At 67.0% G+C, this 16,270-nt stretch carries 15 protein-coding genes; 5 read left to right on the forward strand and 10 right to left on the reverse strand.

All coding sequences use genetic code 11. The annotated features are described in order from the left end of the window. Positions 1-29 precede the first annotated feature (29 nt). From ACRQ5J_RS12030 to ACRQ5J_RS12045, 4 genes are all read right to left on the reverse strand, one after another. Positions 30-2,051 (reverse strand): TonB-dependent receptor, encoded by a 2,022-nt coding sequence (locus ACRQ5J_RS12030; RefSeq protein ID WP_432383486.1) that lies wholly within the window; start codon positions 2,049-2,051, stop codon positions 30-32. A gap of 73 nt (positions 2,052-2,124) precedes the next feature. Further along, positions 2,125-2,520 (reverse strand): DUF2946 domain-containing protein, encoded by a 396-nt coding sequence (locus tag ACRQ5J_RS12035; protein ID WP_432383487.1) that lies wholly within the window; start codon positions 2,518-2,520, stop codon positions 2,125-2,127. 56 nt (positions 2,521-2,576) lie between these two features. Beyond that, positions 2,577-3,539 carry a porin gene (locus ACRQ5J_RS12040; protein WP_432383488.1) on the reverse strand — a complete coding sequence of 321 codons (963 nt, stop codon included), beginning with the start codon at positions 3,537-3,539 and terminating at the stop codon, positions 2,577-2,579. A 237-nt stretch (positions 3,540-3,776) separates the two neighbouring features. Then, positions 3,777-4,502, reverse strand: a complete 726-nt coding sequence (locus tag ACRQ5J_RS12045) for a GntR family transcriptional regulator (RefSeq protein ID WP_432383489.1) — start codon at positions 4,500-4,502, stop codon at positions 3,777-3,779. Positions 4,503-4,634: 132 nt separating this feature from the next. On the opposite strand from ACRQ5J_RS12045, the gene ACRQ5J_RS12050 reads away from it, so the two are divergent. From ACRQ5J_RS12050 to ACRQ5J_RS12060, 3 genes are all read left to right on the forward strand, one after another. After that, a complete protein-coding gene (locus ACRQ5J_RS12050) occupies positions 4,635-4,907 on the forward strand; it encodes a hypothetical protein (protein WP_432383490.1) in 273 nt (90 codons plus the stop codon). Continuing rightward, positions 4,853-5,275: a VTT domain-containing protein gene (locus ACRQ5J_RS12055; RefSeq protein WP_432383491.1), complete on the forward strand. Its 423-nt coding sequence runs from the start codon at positions 4,853-4,855 to the stop codon at positions 5,273-5,275. The genes ACRQ5J_RS12050 and ACRQ5J_RS12055 overlap by 55 nt, the downstream gene beginning before the upstream one ends. A gap of 68 nt (positions 5,276-5,343) precedes the next feature. Then, positions 5,344-6,309 (forward strand): glycosyltransferase, encoded by a 966-nt coding sequence (locus ACRQ5J_RS12060; protein ID WP_432383492.1) that lies wholly within the window; start codon positions 5,344-5,346, stop codon positions 6,307-6,309. On the opposite strand, the gene ACRQ5J_RS12065 is transcribed toward ACRQ5J_RS12060, so the two are convergent. Continuing rightward, on the reverse strand, positions 6,306-6,578 hold the full coding sequence (locus ACRQ5J_RS12065) for a hypothetical protein (protein ID WP_432383493.1): 273 nt from the start codon (positions 6,576-6,578) through the stop codon (positions 6,306-6,308). The genes ACRQ5J_RS12060 and ACRQ5J_RS12065 overlap by 4 nt on opposite strands. 85 nt (positions 6,579-6,663) lie before the next feature. Further along, complete coding sequence (locus tag ACRQ5J_RS12070) at positions 6,664-8,700, reverse strand: M13 family metallopeptidase (RefSeq protein WP_432383494.1); 2,037 nt, start codon at positions 8,698-8,700, stop codon at positions 6,664-6,666. Between the two features lie 98 nt (positions 8,701-8,798). Between ACRQ5J_RS12070 and ACRQ5J_RS12075 the strand changes: the two genes are divergently transcribed. Then, complete coding sequence (locus ACRQ5J_RS12075; RefSeq protein WP_432383495.1) at positions 8,799-10,868, forward strand: response regulator; 2,070 nt, start codon at positions 8,799-8,801, stop codon at positions 10,866-10,868. Continuing rightward, positions 10,865-12,100: a hypothetical protein gene (locus tag ACRQ5J_RS12080; RefSeq protein WP_432383496.1), complete on the forward strand. Its 1,236-nt coding sequence runs from the start codon at positions 10,865-10,867 to the stop codon at positions 12,098-12,100. Before ACRQ5J_RS12075 ends, ACRQ5J_RS12080 begins: the two co-directional genes overlap by 4 nt. 6 nt (positions 12,101-12,106) lie before the next feature. Here ACRQ5J_RS12080 and ACRQ5J_RS12085 read toward each other — a convergent pair whose 3' ends face one another. The 4 genes from ACRQ5J_RS12085 to ACRQ5J_RS12100 all read right to left on the reverse strand — a co-directional run bounded on the left by ACRQ5J_RS12085 (position 12,107) and on the right by ACRQ5J_RS12100 (position 16,266). After that, positions 12,107-12,742, reverse strand: a complete 636-nt coding sequence (locus ACRQ5J_RS12085) for a hypothetical protein (RefSeq protein ID WP_432383497.1) — start codon at positions 12,740-12,742, stop codon at positions 12,107-12,109. An 8-nt stretch (positions 12,743-12,750) separates the two neighbouring features. Beyond that, on the reverse strand, positions 12,751-13,698 hold the full coding sequence (locus ACRQ5J_RS12090; RefSeq protein ID WP_432383498.1) for a 5'/3'-nucleotidase SurE: 948 nt from the start codon (positions 13,696-13,698) through the stop codon (positions 12,751-12,753). A 110-nt stretch (positions 13,699-13,808) separates the two neighbouring features. Continuing rightward, positions 13,809-15,113, reverse strand: a complete 1,305-nt coding sequence (locus ACRQ5J_RS12095; protein WP_432383499.1) for a hemolysin family protein — start codon at positions 15,111-15,113, stop codon at positions 13,809-13,811. Between the two features lie 184 nt (positions 15,114-15,297). Further along, a complete protein-coding gene (locus tag ACRQ5J_RS12100) occupies positions 15,298-16,266 on the reverse strand; it encodes a PDR/VanB family oxidoreductase (RefSeq protein ID WP_432383500.1) in 969 nt (322 codons plus the stop codon). Between the last annotated feature and the right edge of the window lie 4 nt (positions 16,267-16,270).

The raw sequence follows: 16,270 nt of genomic DNA on the forward strand, positions 1-16,270 counted from the left end.
CTTCGACTCCGACGGCGCCGGTCAGATAATCACAAGCTGAAGCTGGCCGACAGGTAGGCGGCGCGGCCGTCGCCCGGCGCGTGGCGGGTCTGGTCGTTGATCCACACGTACTCGTAGTAGCGGTTGGCCAGGTTTTTCAGTTGCAGTTCCAGCGTGAGGCGAGGCGACACCCGATAGCTGGCGCTGGCGTTGAGCAGCGTGTAAGCGCCGTACTTGCCGCCGGTGTTGGCGCTGGTCAGGTAATAGTCGCCCTGGCCGTTGGTCCACGCCGACAATTTCAGCGCCGGACTGACCTGAATCTCATAGCCGGCCGAGAACAGGTGGCCGGGCAAGTGGTCGATCTGCTTGCCGAGCGTGTTCGGCGCGGCCGGATCTGGCCGCACGATGCGCGATCGCTGGCGCGAGTAGCTGATCCACGCCGACGCATCGCCGCCAAGCAGCAGGTTGAACTGCACGTCCGCCCCTTCGCGCCGCGTGCTGCCGACGTTCTCCGAGCCGCCGGCCGGATCGTTCAGGCGGCGCTTCACCTCGTCCGACGCATCCTGCCGCCACAATGCCAGGCGGCCATTGAGCCAGCTCGCCGGCGTGAACTTGACGCCGCCTTCCCACCCCTCGTTGACCGACGGCCGCAGGGCGCTATCGGTACTGCGGTAGGCCGCCGCGCCGGCGCCAAGCTGGAACGTCTTGCCCCAGTTGGCGTAGATGCTGGCGTTGCTGACCGGCGTGTACACCGCGCTGAACTTCGGTTGCCTGATGAGGCCGTAGTCCTGGATGCCGTAATGCGTGCCTGCCGCGCGGTCGGTGAAATCGCCTTCCACCTTGTCGAGCCGGTAGCCGGGAATGAGCTTCAGCTTCGGTAGCGGCTGCAGCACGGCTTGCACGTAGCCGCCGTAGCTGTCGAAGCGGAAGTGCTGGTCGCGCGTGGTGGCCACGCGCACCTGGTTGAGCGTGTTGTAGCGGGGGCTGGCGTCGTTCTGGTGTTCGGCGCTGACGCCGGCTTCCAGCGTGGCGTTGCGCAGCCAGCCTACGGCCGCATCACGCGGGCGGTAGGTGAGGCTGGCCAGCAGGCCGGTGTGCGCCTCGTCGATCACGCGCTCCTGTTGCGAGGCGGTGATGGCGTAGCGCAGCCAGCGCTGGTCCTGCACCTTGTTGTGGTAAAGCCTGGTGGCGAGCGAGACGTTGTCGCTCAACGCGTGATCGAGCTGGACGCTGGCCTGCGTCATCGCTCGGTTGCCGCCGGTGGAGCGGGCGTAGCCGTAAGAGGCGGCAGGATCGCGCCGTGCATCCGCAGCCTCCAGATAACCGGCCTCGTCGCCGTTGCTTTCCGTGTGACGGATGGACAGGCCGCCGCGGGTGCGGCCGTCGTCGCTGGTGTAGAACCATTTGCCGCCGACGGTGGATTTGTCGAAGCCGCTGTTGGCGCGGTAGCCGCCGGATTTCAGATAGCCGGCGAAGTAATTCTGCGCCCAGTTGCCGTTCTCGACGCCTTGCGCGAATTGCAGTTCGCGCGTGGCGAAGCTGCCGTAGCTGAGGCGCGCGTCGCTGTAGTTGCCGCCCTGGCGCGTCTGGACGTTGGCGTTGCCGGCGATGTTGTGCAGGCCGTAACGCGGATCGTTGGTGCCGCGCACCACCTCGACGCCGCTGATTTCCAGCGGGAACAGCATGTCGAGGAAGGGCATGCCGCCGGCGTTGTCGTTGCCCGGAATGCCGTCGATCAGCAGCTTGACGGCGTTGACCTCGCCCTCGCCGTTAAAGCCACGGAAAGACAACTTGCCCGACTCGTTACCCTGGCGGAATTGCGTCAGCATCACGCCGGGCGCGCGCGCGAACAGTTCCCACGCGTGCTGCACCTGCTGGTTCTGGATATGGTCCGCATCCAGAATGTCCACCGACGACAGCACGCCGCGCGCCGACATCGGCCCGCTGCGTTTTGCCGTGACTTCCACCCGGCCCAATACCAGCGCGGCGTCGTCGTTGTCCTGCGCCCAGCCCGGCGCAGCGGCGCCCAGCAGCGCAGGCAGCGTTGCCGCATACATCCAATTGCGTTTCATAGTTTCCTCATTCTTTGTGCGCACGCGCGACAGGGCGCGTGCGAAATCGCCCGCAAGCGGGATTGCGATGGAATCAGGAAACGGCGGGCGGCCCGCGCGGCCTGGCGGCGGACCACGGGAACAGCGGCGCTGGCGCGCGGTAGTAGAGGGATGGATAGACGTCGCGCCCGCCGATGACGGCGAAGCTGATCGCCGCCGGCGGCGGCAGGGCGACGGCGCCGCCATGCGTGGCGCAGTAGGGGCAATGCTCCACGTGATGTTGCAGCAGATCGCGCTGCGGCGCCTGCGGTGTCTCAGCGGCCACCAGCACGCGCTTGACGCCATTCACGCCGCACAGCTCGGCCCACCGCGCCGTGCCGCCGCGTTGCGCGGTCAGCGCGTGGGATACCGACGGCGCGAGCGCGCCGAACAGGACGGCCAGCAGGGCGATCCAGACGGTCAGCAGGCGTCGAGTCGGAAGGGGGAGCATGCGGCGATTATAAGGCAGCCGGGTATTCACTGCATTTAGCGCCACATGCCGCAGGCCTAAAACAGGTGCGTGACGCCGACGCCGTAGTTGCTGCTTACCTCGGCTGGATATAGCTTGCGGCCGTAGTCGAGGTAGACGCTGGTGCGGCGCGACAGGCCGTAGCTGACGCCGGCGCCGAACATGCCTTGGGCGCGCACGCCATCAAGCCGCACCTGGCCGACGCTGGCGCGATAAGTCAGCACGCCTGCCGCGTACTTCATGCCGAGCGTGCTGGCGCGCGCGGTCGAGACGCCGGCGGTGCTGACGTCGTGCGCGCCCATCACGCTGAGGTTGCCGAAGGCGGCGCGCAGGCCGACGAAGGTGTCGGCGTTGCCGGCGCTATTGCGGCCGCGCGCCACCATCGCACCCAAGCGGCCGCTGCGGTATTGCAGTGCGCCGGTCAGCGGCCTGTTGCGGTCGCCCGGCTCGGTGTCCAGTGCGCCGCTGAAGTGGGCGCTGAAACCGTTGATGTCGGGCGTGTCGTAGTAGATGCCGTTGTTGAGGCGGCCGTACTCTGGCTTGCCGAGGTTGCCGCGCGGGTCGGACGGGTAGTTGTAGTGCCACAGGTCCCAGGCCGGCGAGGCCAGGCGGTCGAAGTAATTCCACGGGTCGAAGGCCCAGTCGTTGGCGTACAGCGCATCCAGCCGGCGGCCGAATTGCAGCGTGCCCAAGCGGCCCTTGAGGCCGACGGTGGTTTCGTTGTGCCAGATCGGCTTGAAGCCGTCCTCGTTGCCGCCGGTGTCCATTTCGAAGCGCGGGCTGAGCGTGAAGATCACGTACAGGTCGTCATCCAGCTTTTCGGCGCCGCTGAACTGGATGCGGCTGCGCTGCACCGTGCCCATTTTCCAGGTCCGGTCGGTGGCGCGGTACATGCCGAGGTCGAGCATGCCGGATACAGTGAAGGTGGTTTGCGCAGGCGCGGTGGCCGGCAGCAGGGCGGCGGCCAGCGCGGCCGCCAGGTGGCGCTGCTGGTTTTTCATCAGGGCGCCTCCGGGGCGCCCGCTCTGGCGTGGGGCGGGCGAAGTCCTGGCTCGTGCGCAGTGCCTATCATTTTTATGTCTCCGTAGTTGCTCGGTAGATTTGAGTCTATTTAATGTATACAAAGTGTAGACATTATATATCGGGGCAAATTAGGGGGCGTCAATAAACTTCGCGTAGTTTCATGGAATGAAAAAGCCGGCGCGTGGCCGGCTTCCACTTGCGTCATTCCGCGCGGGTCAGTCGCCGTCGATAGGCAGCACCATGCCGGTCGGCACCACGTACTCGGTCATGCGCAAGCGCGACAGTTCCCAGTGCGCGCGCACCAGTTCACCCGCCAGTTGCGGATCGCGGCGCTCGATGGCGTCGATGATCTCGTCATGCTGGCGCATGGCCGTGTCCAAATTGGCCTGCATGTCGCTGCTGGTCGGCTGGCGATAGAAGATCTTGCCCATGCGCGCGTGATCGATCAGCAGCCGTCGCAGGCTTGGCATCAAGTAATCGTTGTGCGCCATTGTGCCGATCGCATGATGGAAACGGTCATTGAAATGCACGCGCGCCGCCACGTCGTTTTGCTCGATGGCCGTGCGGAACTGCGCCTGAATGTGCTTGAGTTCGGCGACTTCCTGCGGCGTTGCGTGCTGCGCCGCCAGCTGCGTGGTGGCGACATAGATCAGCGGCGCGGCCAGGAAAAAGCTGCGCATCGACTGGTAGCCCATGGCCGCCACGCGCGCCGGCCGGTTCGGTTCCAGCTCGATATAGCCTTCCGCCGCCAATTGGCGCATCAGTTCGCGCACCGGCGGGCGCGACAGGCCGAACTCTTCGGCCAGCGATACCTCGTCGATCACCGCGCCGGGCGCCAGCTCCATGCCGGTGATGCGCCGGCGCAGCGTGTCATACAGCAAAGCCTTGCGGTCGACGGCGATATCGGTGGTGGGGGAGTCGCTTGCGGGTGCTGCCTTCATCGGTTGCTTTCGTGGTTACATGTTCACGGCCAGACTGTATAGCGATGCGTGGGGAGCGTCAACCGAGCGGTTTTAATACCTTCTTAATAATTATGTGTACACTGGATGCCATTTGACCAATAGGGGATTTTGATGGAAGAGTTGCTGGCCGTGTTCATGGCCTGGTTTATACACCTGGACGCGCATTTGGTGGAGCTGATCGATCAGCACGGCAACTGGGTGTACCTGATCCTGTTCCTGGTCATCTTCATCGAGACCGGCGTGGTGGTCATGCCCTTCCTGCCGGGCGACTCGCTGCTGTTCATCGCCGGCGCGCTGGCGGCCAAGGGCCTGCTCGATCCGCTGACGCTGTGCGTGCTGCTGTTCATCGCCGCCGTGGCGGGGACGCGCTCAACTTCAGCATAGGCTCATGGTTCAAGAGCCGGGCGCTGGACACCAGCAAGATACCGTTCGTCAAGCCCGAGCACTTGCAGCACACGCAGAACTTCTTCGACAAGCACGGCGGCAAGACCATCATCCTGGCCCGCTTCGTGCCGATCGTGCGCACGCTGGCGCCGTTCGTCGCCGCGCTGGGTTCCATGCCGCGCCGTGTGTTCCTCGGTTACAACGTCAGCGGCGCCTTCCTGTGGATCGGCAGCCTGGTGGCGGCCGGCTACCTGTTTGGTAACATCCCATGGATCAGCAAAAACCTGACGGCGGTGGTAATGGCCATCGTCGTGCTGTCCATCCTGCCGGCGGTGGCCGGCTGGCTGAAGGCGCGCGCGGCCACCTGAGGCCAGTTTTAATGCGCTGTTAATGATCGCTGTCGGACAATCGGGCTTTTCAACCCGCTTGTCCGACCATGAACCGCGATTTTCACCCGCCCGAACTGTCGATCGTCATCCCCGTCTATAACGAAGAGGCCGGCCTGGCCGCGCTGTTCGCGCGCCTGTACCCGGCGCTCGACCGGCTCGACGCCACGTACGAGATCATCTTCGTCAACGACGGCAGCCGCGACCGTTCAGCCGCCATGCTGTCCGAGCAATTCCGCCTGCGGCCGGATGTGACGCGGGTGGTGTTATTCAACGGTAACTATGGCCAGCACATGGCGATCCTGGCCGGCTTCGAGGCGGCGCGCGGCGATATCATGGTGACGCTGGACGCCGACCTGCAAAATCCGCCCGAGGAAATCGGCGTGCTGGTGGCGAAAATGCGCCAGGGCCACGATTATGTCGGCTCGATCCGCCGCCAGCGGCGCGACGCCGCTTGGCGTGGCTGGGCATCGAAAGCGATGAACCATCTGCGCGAGCACATCACCAGCATCCGCATCACCGACCAGGGCAATATGCTGCGCGCCTATGGCCGCAATGTGGTCGACCTGGTCAACCAGTGCGGCGAGGTCAACACCTTCGTGCCGGCGCTGGCCTACCGCTACGCGCGCAATCCGGCCGAGGTGGTGGTCGGGCACGAGGAGCGCGCGGCGGGGCAGTCGAAGTATTCGCTATACAGCCTGATCCGGCTGAACTTCGACCTGGTCACCGGCTTTTCGCTGCTGCCGTTGCAGTTCTATTCGATGCTGGGAATGCTGATGTCGCTGGCGTCGGCCGCGCTGGTGGCGCTGCTGCTGGTGCGCCGCCTGCTGCTGGGCGCGGAGGCGGACGGCGTGTTCACGCTGTTTGCGGTCACCTTCTTCTTCATGGGCGTGATCCTGTTCGGCATCGGCCTGCTGGGCGAGTATGTCGGCCGCATCTACCAGCAGGTGCGGGCGCGGCCGCGCTACGTGGTGCAGGCGATCCTGCAGACGGCGGAACTTGGCCCGCCGCGCTAGGCGGAGCGGCGCAGCTGCGGCTGGAACAGCACGCGTGAAATGATGCGCAGGGCGATGCCTTGCTCGCACAGATAGTTGATCGCGGCGTCGCGGCCGCGGTAGAGCGCGTGGTCCAGGCCTTCCTCGATGATGGCGGCCGTGCGGTCATCTTTCCTGCCGGCCAGCCGCAGCTGCCGTGGCTGGCGCGGGCGGAACACCGGCATCTGGAAATCGCGCTGGCGCACCGGCAGAATGTGCGCGACCAGGGCGGTGGTGTCGAATGCAATCATGATGGCAACAAAGGACGATAATGCTGCCATCATAACCGCAAAGCGGTGGCCGGACTGTTCGCCACCGCTCCCAGCCCCGGCGGGCTTACCACATGTAGACGCGCTGCTCCGGCGGCAGGTACATCGGGTCGCCCGGCTTGATGTCGAACGCCTTGTAGAAGCCCGGCTGGTTCATCACCGTGCCCTTGGCGCGGAACTCGCCCGGCGAATGCGGATCGCTCTTGATCTGGGCGATGGCCGCTTCCGGACGCAGCTTGGCGCGCCATTTCTGCGCGAAGCCGATGTACAGGCGCTGCTCGCCGGTCAGGCCGTCGATCACCGGCGACGGCTTGCCGCCCAGCGAGCGCTGGTAGGCGTTGTAGGTGATCGACAGGCCGGAGTTGTCGCCGATGTTCTCGCCCAGCGTCAGCTCGCCGTTGATGTAGTAGCCCGGCACCGGGCTGTAGCTGCCGTACTGCTTGACCAGGCCGGCGGCGCGCGCCTTGAAGGCGGCGCGGTCCTCGGCGGTCCACCAGTTGCGCAGGCGGCCGTGGGCGTCGTACTGGCTGCCCGAATCGTCGAAGGCGTGGCTGATCTCGTGGCCGAAGGTGATGCCCAGCAGGCCGTAGTTGACCGCGTCCTCGGCCTTGACGTTGAAGAACGGCGGCTGCAGGATCGCCGCCGGAATGGTGATGGCGTTCAGCGCCGGGCTGTAGCTGGCATTGACGGTCTGCGGCGTCATCGACCATTCGTCGCGGTCGACCGGCTTGCCCAGCTTGTCCAGATTGTTCTGGCGGCTCCAGGCGCGGGCGGCGCGGACGTTGGCGATCAGGTCGTTGGGCTGGGTTTTCATGGCGCTGTAGTCGCGCCATTTGTCCGGGTAGGCGATCTTCGGCTTCAGCGCGGCCAGCTTGGCTTGCGCCTCCTTCTTGGTTTCCGCGCCCATCCAGTCGAGCTGGTCGATGCCGTCTTTGAACGAGGCGACGAAGTTGTTAAACATGGCCATCACGCGCGGCTTGGTTTCCGGCGGCAGGTACATGGCCACGTAGCGCTTGCCGACGGCGTCGCTGAGCGAGGCGTCGGTGAAGCGCAGCGCGCGCTGCCACAGCGGCTCCGCCTGCGGCACGCCGCGCAGGGCCGTGCCCTCGAAGGCGAAACGTTCGTTGACGGTGGCGCTGTCGAGGTAGGATGCGTAGCTTTCGATGATGCGCCAGTTCAGGTAGCTTTTCCAGGCGTCCAGCGGCACGTCGGCCAAGGCTTGCGCGAAGCCGCCGAGGAAGCCGGGCTGGCGCACCACGGCCGACGACGCTTTCGGCGCGAAGCCGGCGGCGCTGAAGTAGGCCTGCCAGTCGAAGCCCGGGGCCAGCGTGTCGAATTTGCTGAACTCGACGCGGTTATACGACTTGACCGGGTCGCGCATCTGCACGCGGGTCCATTGGGCGGCCGCCAGGCGGGTTTCGATGTCGAGGATTTGCGCCGCGTGCGCGGCGGCCTGCTGGTCGCCGCTCATCGCCAGCATGGTGCTGATGTGGCTCAGGTACTTGTCGCGCGCGGCCTTGAGCTTGGCGTCGTCGTCCTTCAGGTAGTAATCGCGGTCCGGCAGGCCCAGGCCGGACTGGCTGATGCTGACCGTGTAGTTTTCCGGATCTTGCGCGTCCGGCGCCACGCCGGCCGAGAACGGCGTCGAAATGCCGCCGCGTTGCAGGTAGGCGAACAGCGCCGGCAGCTCGCGCTTGTCCTTGACGGCGGCCACGCGCGCCAGTTCAGGCTTGAGCGGCTTGAAGCCGGCGGCGTCGCGCGCCTTCTCGTTCATGTAGCTGGTGTACAGGTCGGCGATCTTGTGGCTTTCGCTGCCGACCTTGCCGGGCTGCCTGACGGCGCTCTCGATGACGTTGCGCAGCTGGCCCTGGGCGATTTCGCGCAGCTCGATATACGTGCCCCAGGTCGATTTGTCGGCCGGGATCTCGGTGTTGCGGGTCCAGATGCCGTTGACGTAGCCGTAGAAGTCGTCCTGCGGGCGGACCGCCGGGTCCAGCGTTTTCAGGTCGATGCCGGACAGCGGCGCGGCGATGGTTTCGGCGTACAGGGGCGCGGAGAAAGCGAAGAGGGCGCAGCAAGCGGCGCTGATCAGGGAACGGTGCACAAAGATTCCTTCAAATTAAGCGAGCAAAGATTATACTGCCGGGCGCGCACCCGTCGCTATATAATGATTTGAGACAACTAAAAGGCGCTATTTTGGACATGGAACTGGCATCGCTCAGCCGCGCTGCCCTTGAAAAGCAGCTGGCATTGAGCCGGGTTCAGCGTCACGCGCTGTTCGAAGCTATCGACGACGGCTTTTGCATCATTCAATTTATCGACGGCCCGCACGGCCCGCTGAGCGACTATCTGCACATCGAGGCCAACTCCGGCTACGAGCGCCACACCGGCATCGCCGACATCGTCGGCAAGCGCCTGCGCGAGATCGAGCCGGACAACGCCCAGGCCTGGCTCGACCTGTACGGCAAGGTGCTGCGCACCGGCGAGACGCTGCGCTTCGAGCAGGAATTCCTGGCCGTGGGCCGCCACATCGAAGTCTCGGCCACCCGGCTGGGACCGGTGGAGATGCGGCAGGTGTCGGTGCTGTTCCGCGACATTACCGCGCGCAAGAAGACCGAGGCGGCGCTGCACGACAACGTCCAGCGGGTGCAGCTGGCGATGGCGGCCGGCGCCATCATCGGCACCTGGGTGTGGGACGTGCCGGCCGATCGCTTCAGCATCGACGAGGGCTTCGCCCACGCCTTCGGCCTCGATCCGGTCCAGGGCCGCAGCGGCATTCCGCTGGCGCAGATCGTCGCCACCGTGCACCCGGACGACCGGCAGGGACTGGCGGACGCCATCGCCGAGGCGCTCGGCCGCGGCGGCGCCTACGCCCACCAGTACCGCACCCGCCGCCGCGACGGCAATTACTACTGGCTGGAAGCCAACGGCCGGGTCGAGCTGGACGCCGACGGCCGGCCGCTGTCATTTCCCGGCGTACTGATCGATATCGAAGGCCGGCGCGCCGTGGAAGCCGAGCGTGACCGCGCCATCGCCGCGCTGCGCGCGCTCACCGAGACGCTGGAACAGCGCGTGGAAGAACGCAGCGCCGCCTTGCTCAAGGCCGAGGACGCGCTGCGCCAGGCGCAGAAAATGGAAGCGGTCGGCCAGCTGACGGGCGGCCTGGCGCACGACTTCAACAACATCCTGGCCGGCATCGGCGGCAGCCTGGAGCTGATGAAAATCCGCATCGCGCAGGGGCGCATTGGCGACCTCGAACGCCACCTCGGCGGCGCGCAGTCGGCCGTGCGGCGCGCCGCCGCGCTGACCCAGCGCCTGCTGGCGTTCTCGCGGCGGCAGACGCTCGATCCCAGGCCGTCCGACCTGAACCGCATCGTCGCCGGCATGCAGGAGCTGATCAGCCGCAGCGTGGGGCCGGCCATCGCCATCGAAACGGCCGGCGCGCATGGGCTGTGGCCCACCTTTGTCGATGTCGGGCAGATCGAGAACGCGCTGCTCAACCTGTGCATCAACGCCCGCGACGCAATGGCCGATGGTGGCAAGCTGACCATCGCCACCGCCAACCAGACGCTCGATCAGGCCGGCGCCGCGCAGTGCAACGTCGCGCCCGGCGATTATGTGGCGCTGTCGGTCAGCGACACCGGCGCCGGCATGACGGCCGACGTGCTGGCGCGCGCCTTCGAGCCATTCTTCACTACCAAGCCGGCCGGGCAGGGCACCGGCCTCGGCCTGTCGATGGTGTACGGTTTCGCCGGCCAGTCCGGCGGCGCGGTGCGCATCGATTCGGCGCCGGGCGCGGGCACCACAGTCAGCCTGCTGTTGCCGCGCCACAGCGGCGCCGGCGCGGCCGACGACGCGGCCGCCGCCGCCGGGGCGCACAGGGCGCTGTGGCGCAAGAAAATCATGGTGGTCGATGACGAGCCGCTGGTGCGCACGGTGGCGGTCGAGGTCCTGGCCGATCTCGGCTACGACGTGGTGGAAGCGGAGGACGGCCCCGCCGCGCTATCGCTGCTGGGCGCGCATCCCGATATCGACCTGCTGGTCACCGATGTCGGCTTGCCGAACGGCATGAACGGCCGCCAGCTGGCTGACGCGGTGCGCGCGCGCGCGCCGGAATTGCCGGTGCTGTTCGTCACCGGCTACGCCGAGCATGCCGTGCTCAACCACGGCCACCTGGCGCGCGGCATGCAGATCCTGACCAAGCCCTTCACCGCCGACGCGCTGGACCAGCGCGTCGGGGAACTGCTGGGCAAGGAGCGCGCCGCGCCATGACCGGGCCGGGCGTCGCCAAACGCAGCCGCAAGGCGCCGCTGGACGCGGACCTGCTGGCGGCCGCCTGCGGGATTGTCGGCAGCGAGGGCTTGGCCGGACTGAGCCTGCGGCCGCTGGCCGAGGCGCTGGCGGTTTCCGTCACCGTGCTGACCAGCAATTACGGCGCGCGCGCCGAAGTGCTGGCGGCGGTGTGCCGCGCCGCCTGCGGCCAGGACCAGCTGATCATGGCGCGCTGGCGCTCAACCCTCGATGCGCTCGGCGCGATCTCGCCGGCCATCGGCGCCGAGCTGGCCGAGAGCATGCTGGAAGAATTGGCCAGCCAGCATCGCGGCCTGTCGCTGCTGTATCTGGAACTGCTGCACGCCGGCGCGTGGGACGTCACGGTGCCGCCGATGTTTGCCGCGTGGGCCGGGGCGCGCCGCGCTTTCTGGGATGAATTTGGCGGCCGCGCCGGCATCGCGCCCGGCTTGCTGGCCAGCGGCTGGTGGCACGGCTACGTCATTGCCGAACTGGCCTACGGACTGGCGCTGGGGCCGCTGACGCCGTATCGCACGCTGCGCCGCCTGAGCCTGCGCCGCCTGTTCGCCGGCGGCCTGGCGGCGCAGGCCGACGACGGCGATGCGGCCTTGTGTGCGCTGCTGCTGGCGCAAATGCAGACGCCGCTTCAGACGGCGGCGCACGGCGAGGCCGCGCGCGAGCCGGCATGGGCGGCGCCGGCGGCGCGCGCGTGCGGCCGGTGGCTGGCGGCGCGCGGCGTGCACGGGCTGACGCACCGCGCCATCGCGGCGGAAATCGGCATCGCGCACACCACGCTCAGCTATCGCTACCCGACCCAGCGCGATCTGGTGATCGCCGGCCTGGAGTCCATCGTGGCCCACATCCGCTACGCGGTCGACGCCGCCAGCCTGACCGAATTGCAGCGCCTGCGCGTCGAGGGCGACGGCAAGCAGCTCGACCTGGCGCGCGCCAGTTTCGCGGTGGCGCTGGCCGCCGCGCGCATGCCGGAGCTGACCGCCTGCACGGCCGATATGCGCAGCCGGCGCGGGAATAATCTGGTCAAGGTCTTCATGAAATATCTGCCGCAAGCGCGCGGCATCGATGCGCTGTGCGCGCAAGTCGTCTCGATGGGCCTGACCGGCCTGAGCAACACCGAGCCGCCGGGCGACGCCTCCGACGAGACGGTCGCTACGGCGTTCGGCGCCGCAGCCGAGTGGCTGCGGCAGCAGCAATAGCCGGACTTACTCGGCGTAAGCCCACAGGTCGACCAGCGCGCCGCTGCTGTAGGTCAGCAGGCGGAACGCGGCCGGCGCGTAGTCGCCGTCGACCACCAGATAGCCATCCGATTGCGCCGGCAGATCGCCGCAGCCGGAGGCGGCCAGCGACAGTTTCAGCGTGTTCGGCAGCGAAGACGCGCTCACCTTGCCCGACAACTTGCAGCCGGCGCCGGCAGCCACGATGTCGCCGCCGGCGTTGATGCTGAACGCGGCTGCGGCGCCGGACGCCAGGCGCACGCTATAGCCGCGCGCCAAGGCGCCGGCACTCAGCGTGGCGGCGGTGGCGGCGTTGCTGTTGAGCAGTTCCAGCGCGCTGTCCGCCGTCGGGGCCGGCGTCAGCCGCCAGGGGCCGCCGGCGTCGCGGCGATACACGGCGGCCGCTTGCTGGTTGCTGTTGTTGAGCACCAGCAGGCGGCTGCCGTCGGCGGCAGCATAATACTTGCCGGCGGTGGGGTTGGCGGCGTCGCCGCTGCTGACGGCGTACACGCCGGCCGCCAGGTCGGTGACCTTGACTTCAGGCTCGGCGGCATCATGGTTGCTGCCGCAGCCGGCCAGCAGCAGCGCGGCCGCGCCGGCAAAGAAAGTAAGCGAACGGTTCATGGCGCGCCTCACTGGGCAAACAGGTCGCGCAGGCGCAGGCGCAGCCACTGCTGGCCGGCCGGGCGATGGTCGTAGCCGACCTGCATCGCACTGACCGAAATCTTGCTCTTGTAGACCACGGCTTCATCTTCCGCCTGCTCGGCGGTGGCGGCGGCCGGCAGCGAGCCGCTCAGGCCCCAGGGCGCGGCGCTGCTGAATTTCAGCGCATAGGTATCGTAGGTGCCGATGCGCGAGAACGCCCACGGCGCGGTGGCGGCAACGCCGTCCGGGAAGTTGACGTTGAGCGCGGTGCCGGCCGGCAGCAGCGCCGAGCCGCCGGCCTTGGCCTGCAGCGCGGCGATCAGCTTGACGGTCAGCTGCGCCACGGTTTTAGAACGGGCGTTGGCCAGGCCGGCGTTATCGACCGTGTCGGTGCCGGCGCTCAGCGCGATGGCCGGCAGGCCGCGTCCGGCCGCGAACTGGGCGTTGCCGATGGTGCCGGAGTTGATGACCACCTTGCCGACGTTCTGGCCTTCGTTCGGGCCCGACAGCACCAGGTCCGGCGCCTTGCCCCAGCGCGCCGGCGCCAGCACGTCCAGGCCGTACATGGTGGCCATCACGGGCGTGCCGTGCACGTAGTTGAAGTCGCCGCCGGTATAGCCGCTTTTGGTGAACTGGCCGACAGCCGGCGCGCCGGTCGGGGCGGCGCCGTTGTGGCAGCCGCCTTCGGCTTCGATCTGGGTCTTGTCGTTGTCCGCAATAATGGTGGTGGTGCTGTACATCACGATGGCCGCGCTGCGGCCGCTCTGGCCGGTGCACGGCACCGTAACGATGACTGCATGGCCGGCGGCCTTCAGTTCATCGTACAGCGCCTTGACATTGCTGGTCAGGCCGTCGTCGTTGGACAGCACGATATTCAGGGCGAAAGCAGGGCTGATGCACAAGGCGAGCGCGGCACTCATGGCTAAACGTTTCATAGCATCCTCTCGGTGGAAAACCGAGAGGATATGAAAGATTTATTACCGCATTATGACGAGTGTACGAATTTATTACCGTTGTATCTGAACAAAAAAATACAGTTGTACGATTAAGTCGGTGCTTCCGCCGCGCCCTCCGGCCGGCGTGTGGCCAGCACTTTGTCGATCCGCAGGCCGTCGAGGTCGACCACCTCGAAATCCCAGCCCTGCCACTGGCAGCGGTCGCCGGTGCGCGGGATGTCGCCCAGCAGCAGCATCACCATGCCGCTGAGCGTGTTGTAGCGGCCGCGTTCCTCTTCCGGCACATCGCGCAGGTCCAGGCGGTCCTTCAGTTCCGGAATCGGGATCAGGCCGTCGAGCAGCCATGAGCCGTCGTGGCGCTGCACCGCCCACGACTCTTCCGGATGCGGCGTCTTGAATTCGCCGGTGATCGCTTCCATCACGTCCTGCAGGGTGACGATGCCCAGCACCTCGCCGTACTCGTCGACGATGAAGGCCAGCTGCGCGCCGGACTGCTTGAAGTGTTCCAGCAGCTCCATGCCGGTCAGCGACTCGGGCACGAACACCGGCTCTTCGAGTTGCGCGGTGAGGTCGAGCGGATGGCCGTTGAGCGTCTGCATCAGCATCTGGCGCGCGCTGGCCACGCCCAGCACCTGGCGCCAGCCGTCGCGCAGCACCGGGAAGCGCGAATGGGTGCTGGCGTTGAAGCGGCTCAGGTTGACGGCCGGATCTTCATCGACGTCGAAGTAAATAATGTCGCGGCGCGGTATCATGAACGAGGCGATCTGGCGGTCGTCCAGGCGGAACAGCTTGCGCACCATCTGGTGCTCCTGCTCCTCGATGACGCCGGAATCCGAGCCTTCCTCCAGCATCAGGTGCAGTTCTTCCTCGGTCATCGCTTGCGGCCCCGTGTTGCGCACGCCCAGCAGGCGCAGCACCAACTGGGTCGAGGCCGACAGCAGGCGCACGAACGGGCGCGCGACCAGGGCCAGCAGCTGCATCGGACGGGCGATCAGGCGCGCCAGCGGTTCCGGGTTCAGCTGTGCCAGGCGCTTGGGCACCAGCTCGCCGAGTACGATGGAGAAATAGGTCAGCACCACCACGATCAGCGCGGTGGCGGCGTTGTCGGCCCATTTTTCAGGCACGCCGTGGGACAGCATCCATTCGCCGAATGGACGCGCCAGAGTGGCTTCACCGACGATACCGTTAAGGACGCCAATCGAGGTGATGCCGATCTGGATAGTGGACAGGAACTTGGTGGGATCTTCGCCCAGTTGCAGGGCAGCGGCGGCGCCGTTATCGCCGCTCTCGGCCAGCTTGGCCAGCCGGGCTTTGCGGGCCGTCATCAAGGCAATTTCGGCCATTGCAAACAGGCCGTTCAACAAAATCAATCCCAGTAATATGGCAATTTCCATGTAGGTAGCGCGGGTGCGCAGTGTTAGAAAAAGCCTATTTTATGACAGAGTTCTTAAGAGTTTATTTTTTTACCTGCATAAACCTCACCCCGCCGTCGTTCCCGCGCAGGCGGGAACCCATGCTGAGTTGCCCAGGCCCGCGCTGTATGGATTCCCGCCTGCGCGGGAATGACGGGTGGGCCGGCTAGAGTTCCAGCACCAGCCGGCCGGGGGCGGCGGCCCAGGAGACGCAGGTGCACATGCCGGTGGCGCGCATGGCTGGCGTGAGGCAGATGTCGCGGTGCAGCGGCTGGCCTGCCAGCACCGGCGTATAGCACTTGCCGCATTCGCCGCGCTGGCAGTCATAGGAGACGAAGGCGTCCACAGCCAGCAGCGCGGCGAGTATCGAGCTGCCGGGCTCGACTTCGACGGTCATTGCGGACAGTGCCAGTTCAACCGTCAGCGGCCCGTCGCCGTGCTGCGTGCGGGCGCCGAAGCTTTCGAAGTGCAGCGCCGCCGCCGGCCAGCCGTTGCGCGCGCCGGCGTCGGCCAGGGCTTGCAGCAGCGGCGCGGGGCCGCAGGAGTACAGGCTGTCGCCTGCTTCATAGGCGCCGAGCAGGGCGTCCAGGTCGGCGCGTCCGTTTTGGTCGGCGATGTGCGTGGCGAGGCGGATGTGCGGGATGGCGCGCAGCTCGTCCAGTAAAACCAGCCGGTCGGCGCTGCGCGCCAGGTAGTGCAGTTCGAACGGCCGGCCGGCGGCGCCGAGCGCGTGCGCCATCGATACCAGCGGCGTGATGCCGATGCCGCCGGCGATCAGCAAAACGCGCCCTGGCGCCGCGCCGGCCCCGGGCGCGGCGTCCAGCGGAAAGCTGTTGAACGGACCGCGGATGCCGATCGCGCTGCCGGCCGCGTAGGCGTCGTGCAGCCGGCGCGAGCCGCCTTTGCCGTCATCCTCGCGCTGCACGGCGATGCGGTAAGTGTCGGTGGCGCCGCCGCCTGCCGGCCCGACGAGCGAATAATGGCGCTCCAGCACGCCGCCGTCGGCGTCGGTGAATTGGACCACGATGTGGGCGCCGGGCTGCCAGCCGGGCAGGGCGGCGCCGTCCTTGCGGCGCAGCTGGAATTCCCGCACCGCGGAGCCATGCGCGATGACTTGCGAAACAAGGTAGTCCATGGCC

This window comes from Duganella sp. P38, from assembly GCF_050859475.1.
Classification (GTDB): domain Bacteria; phylum Pseudomonadota; class Gammaproteobacteria; order Burkholderiales; family Burkholderiaceae_D; genus Rugamonas.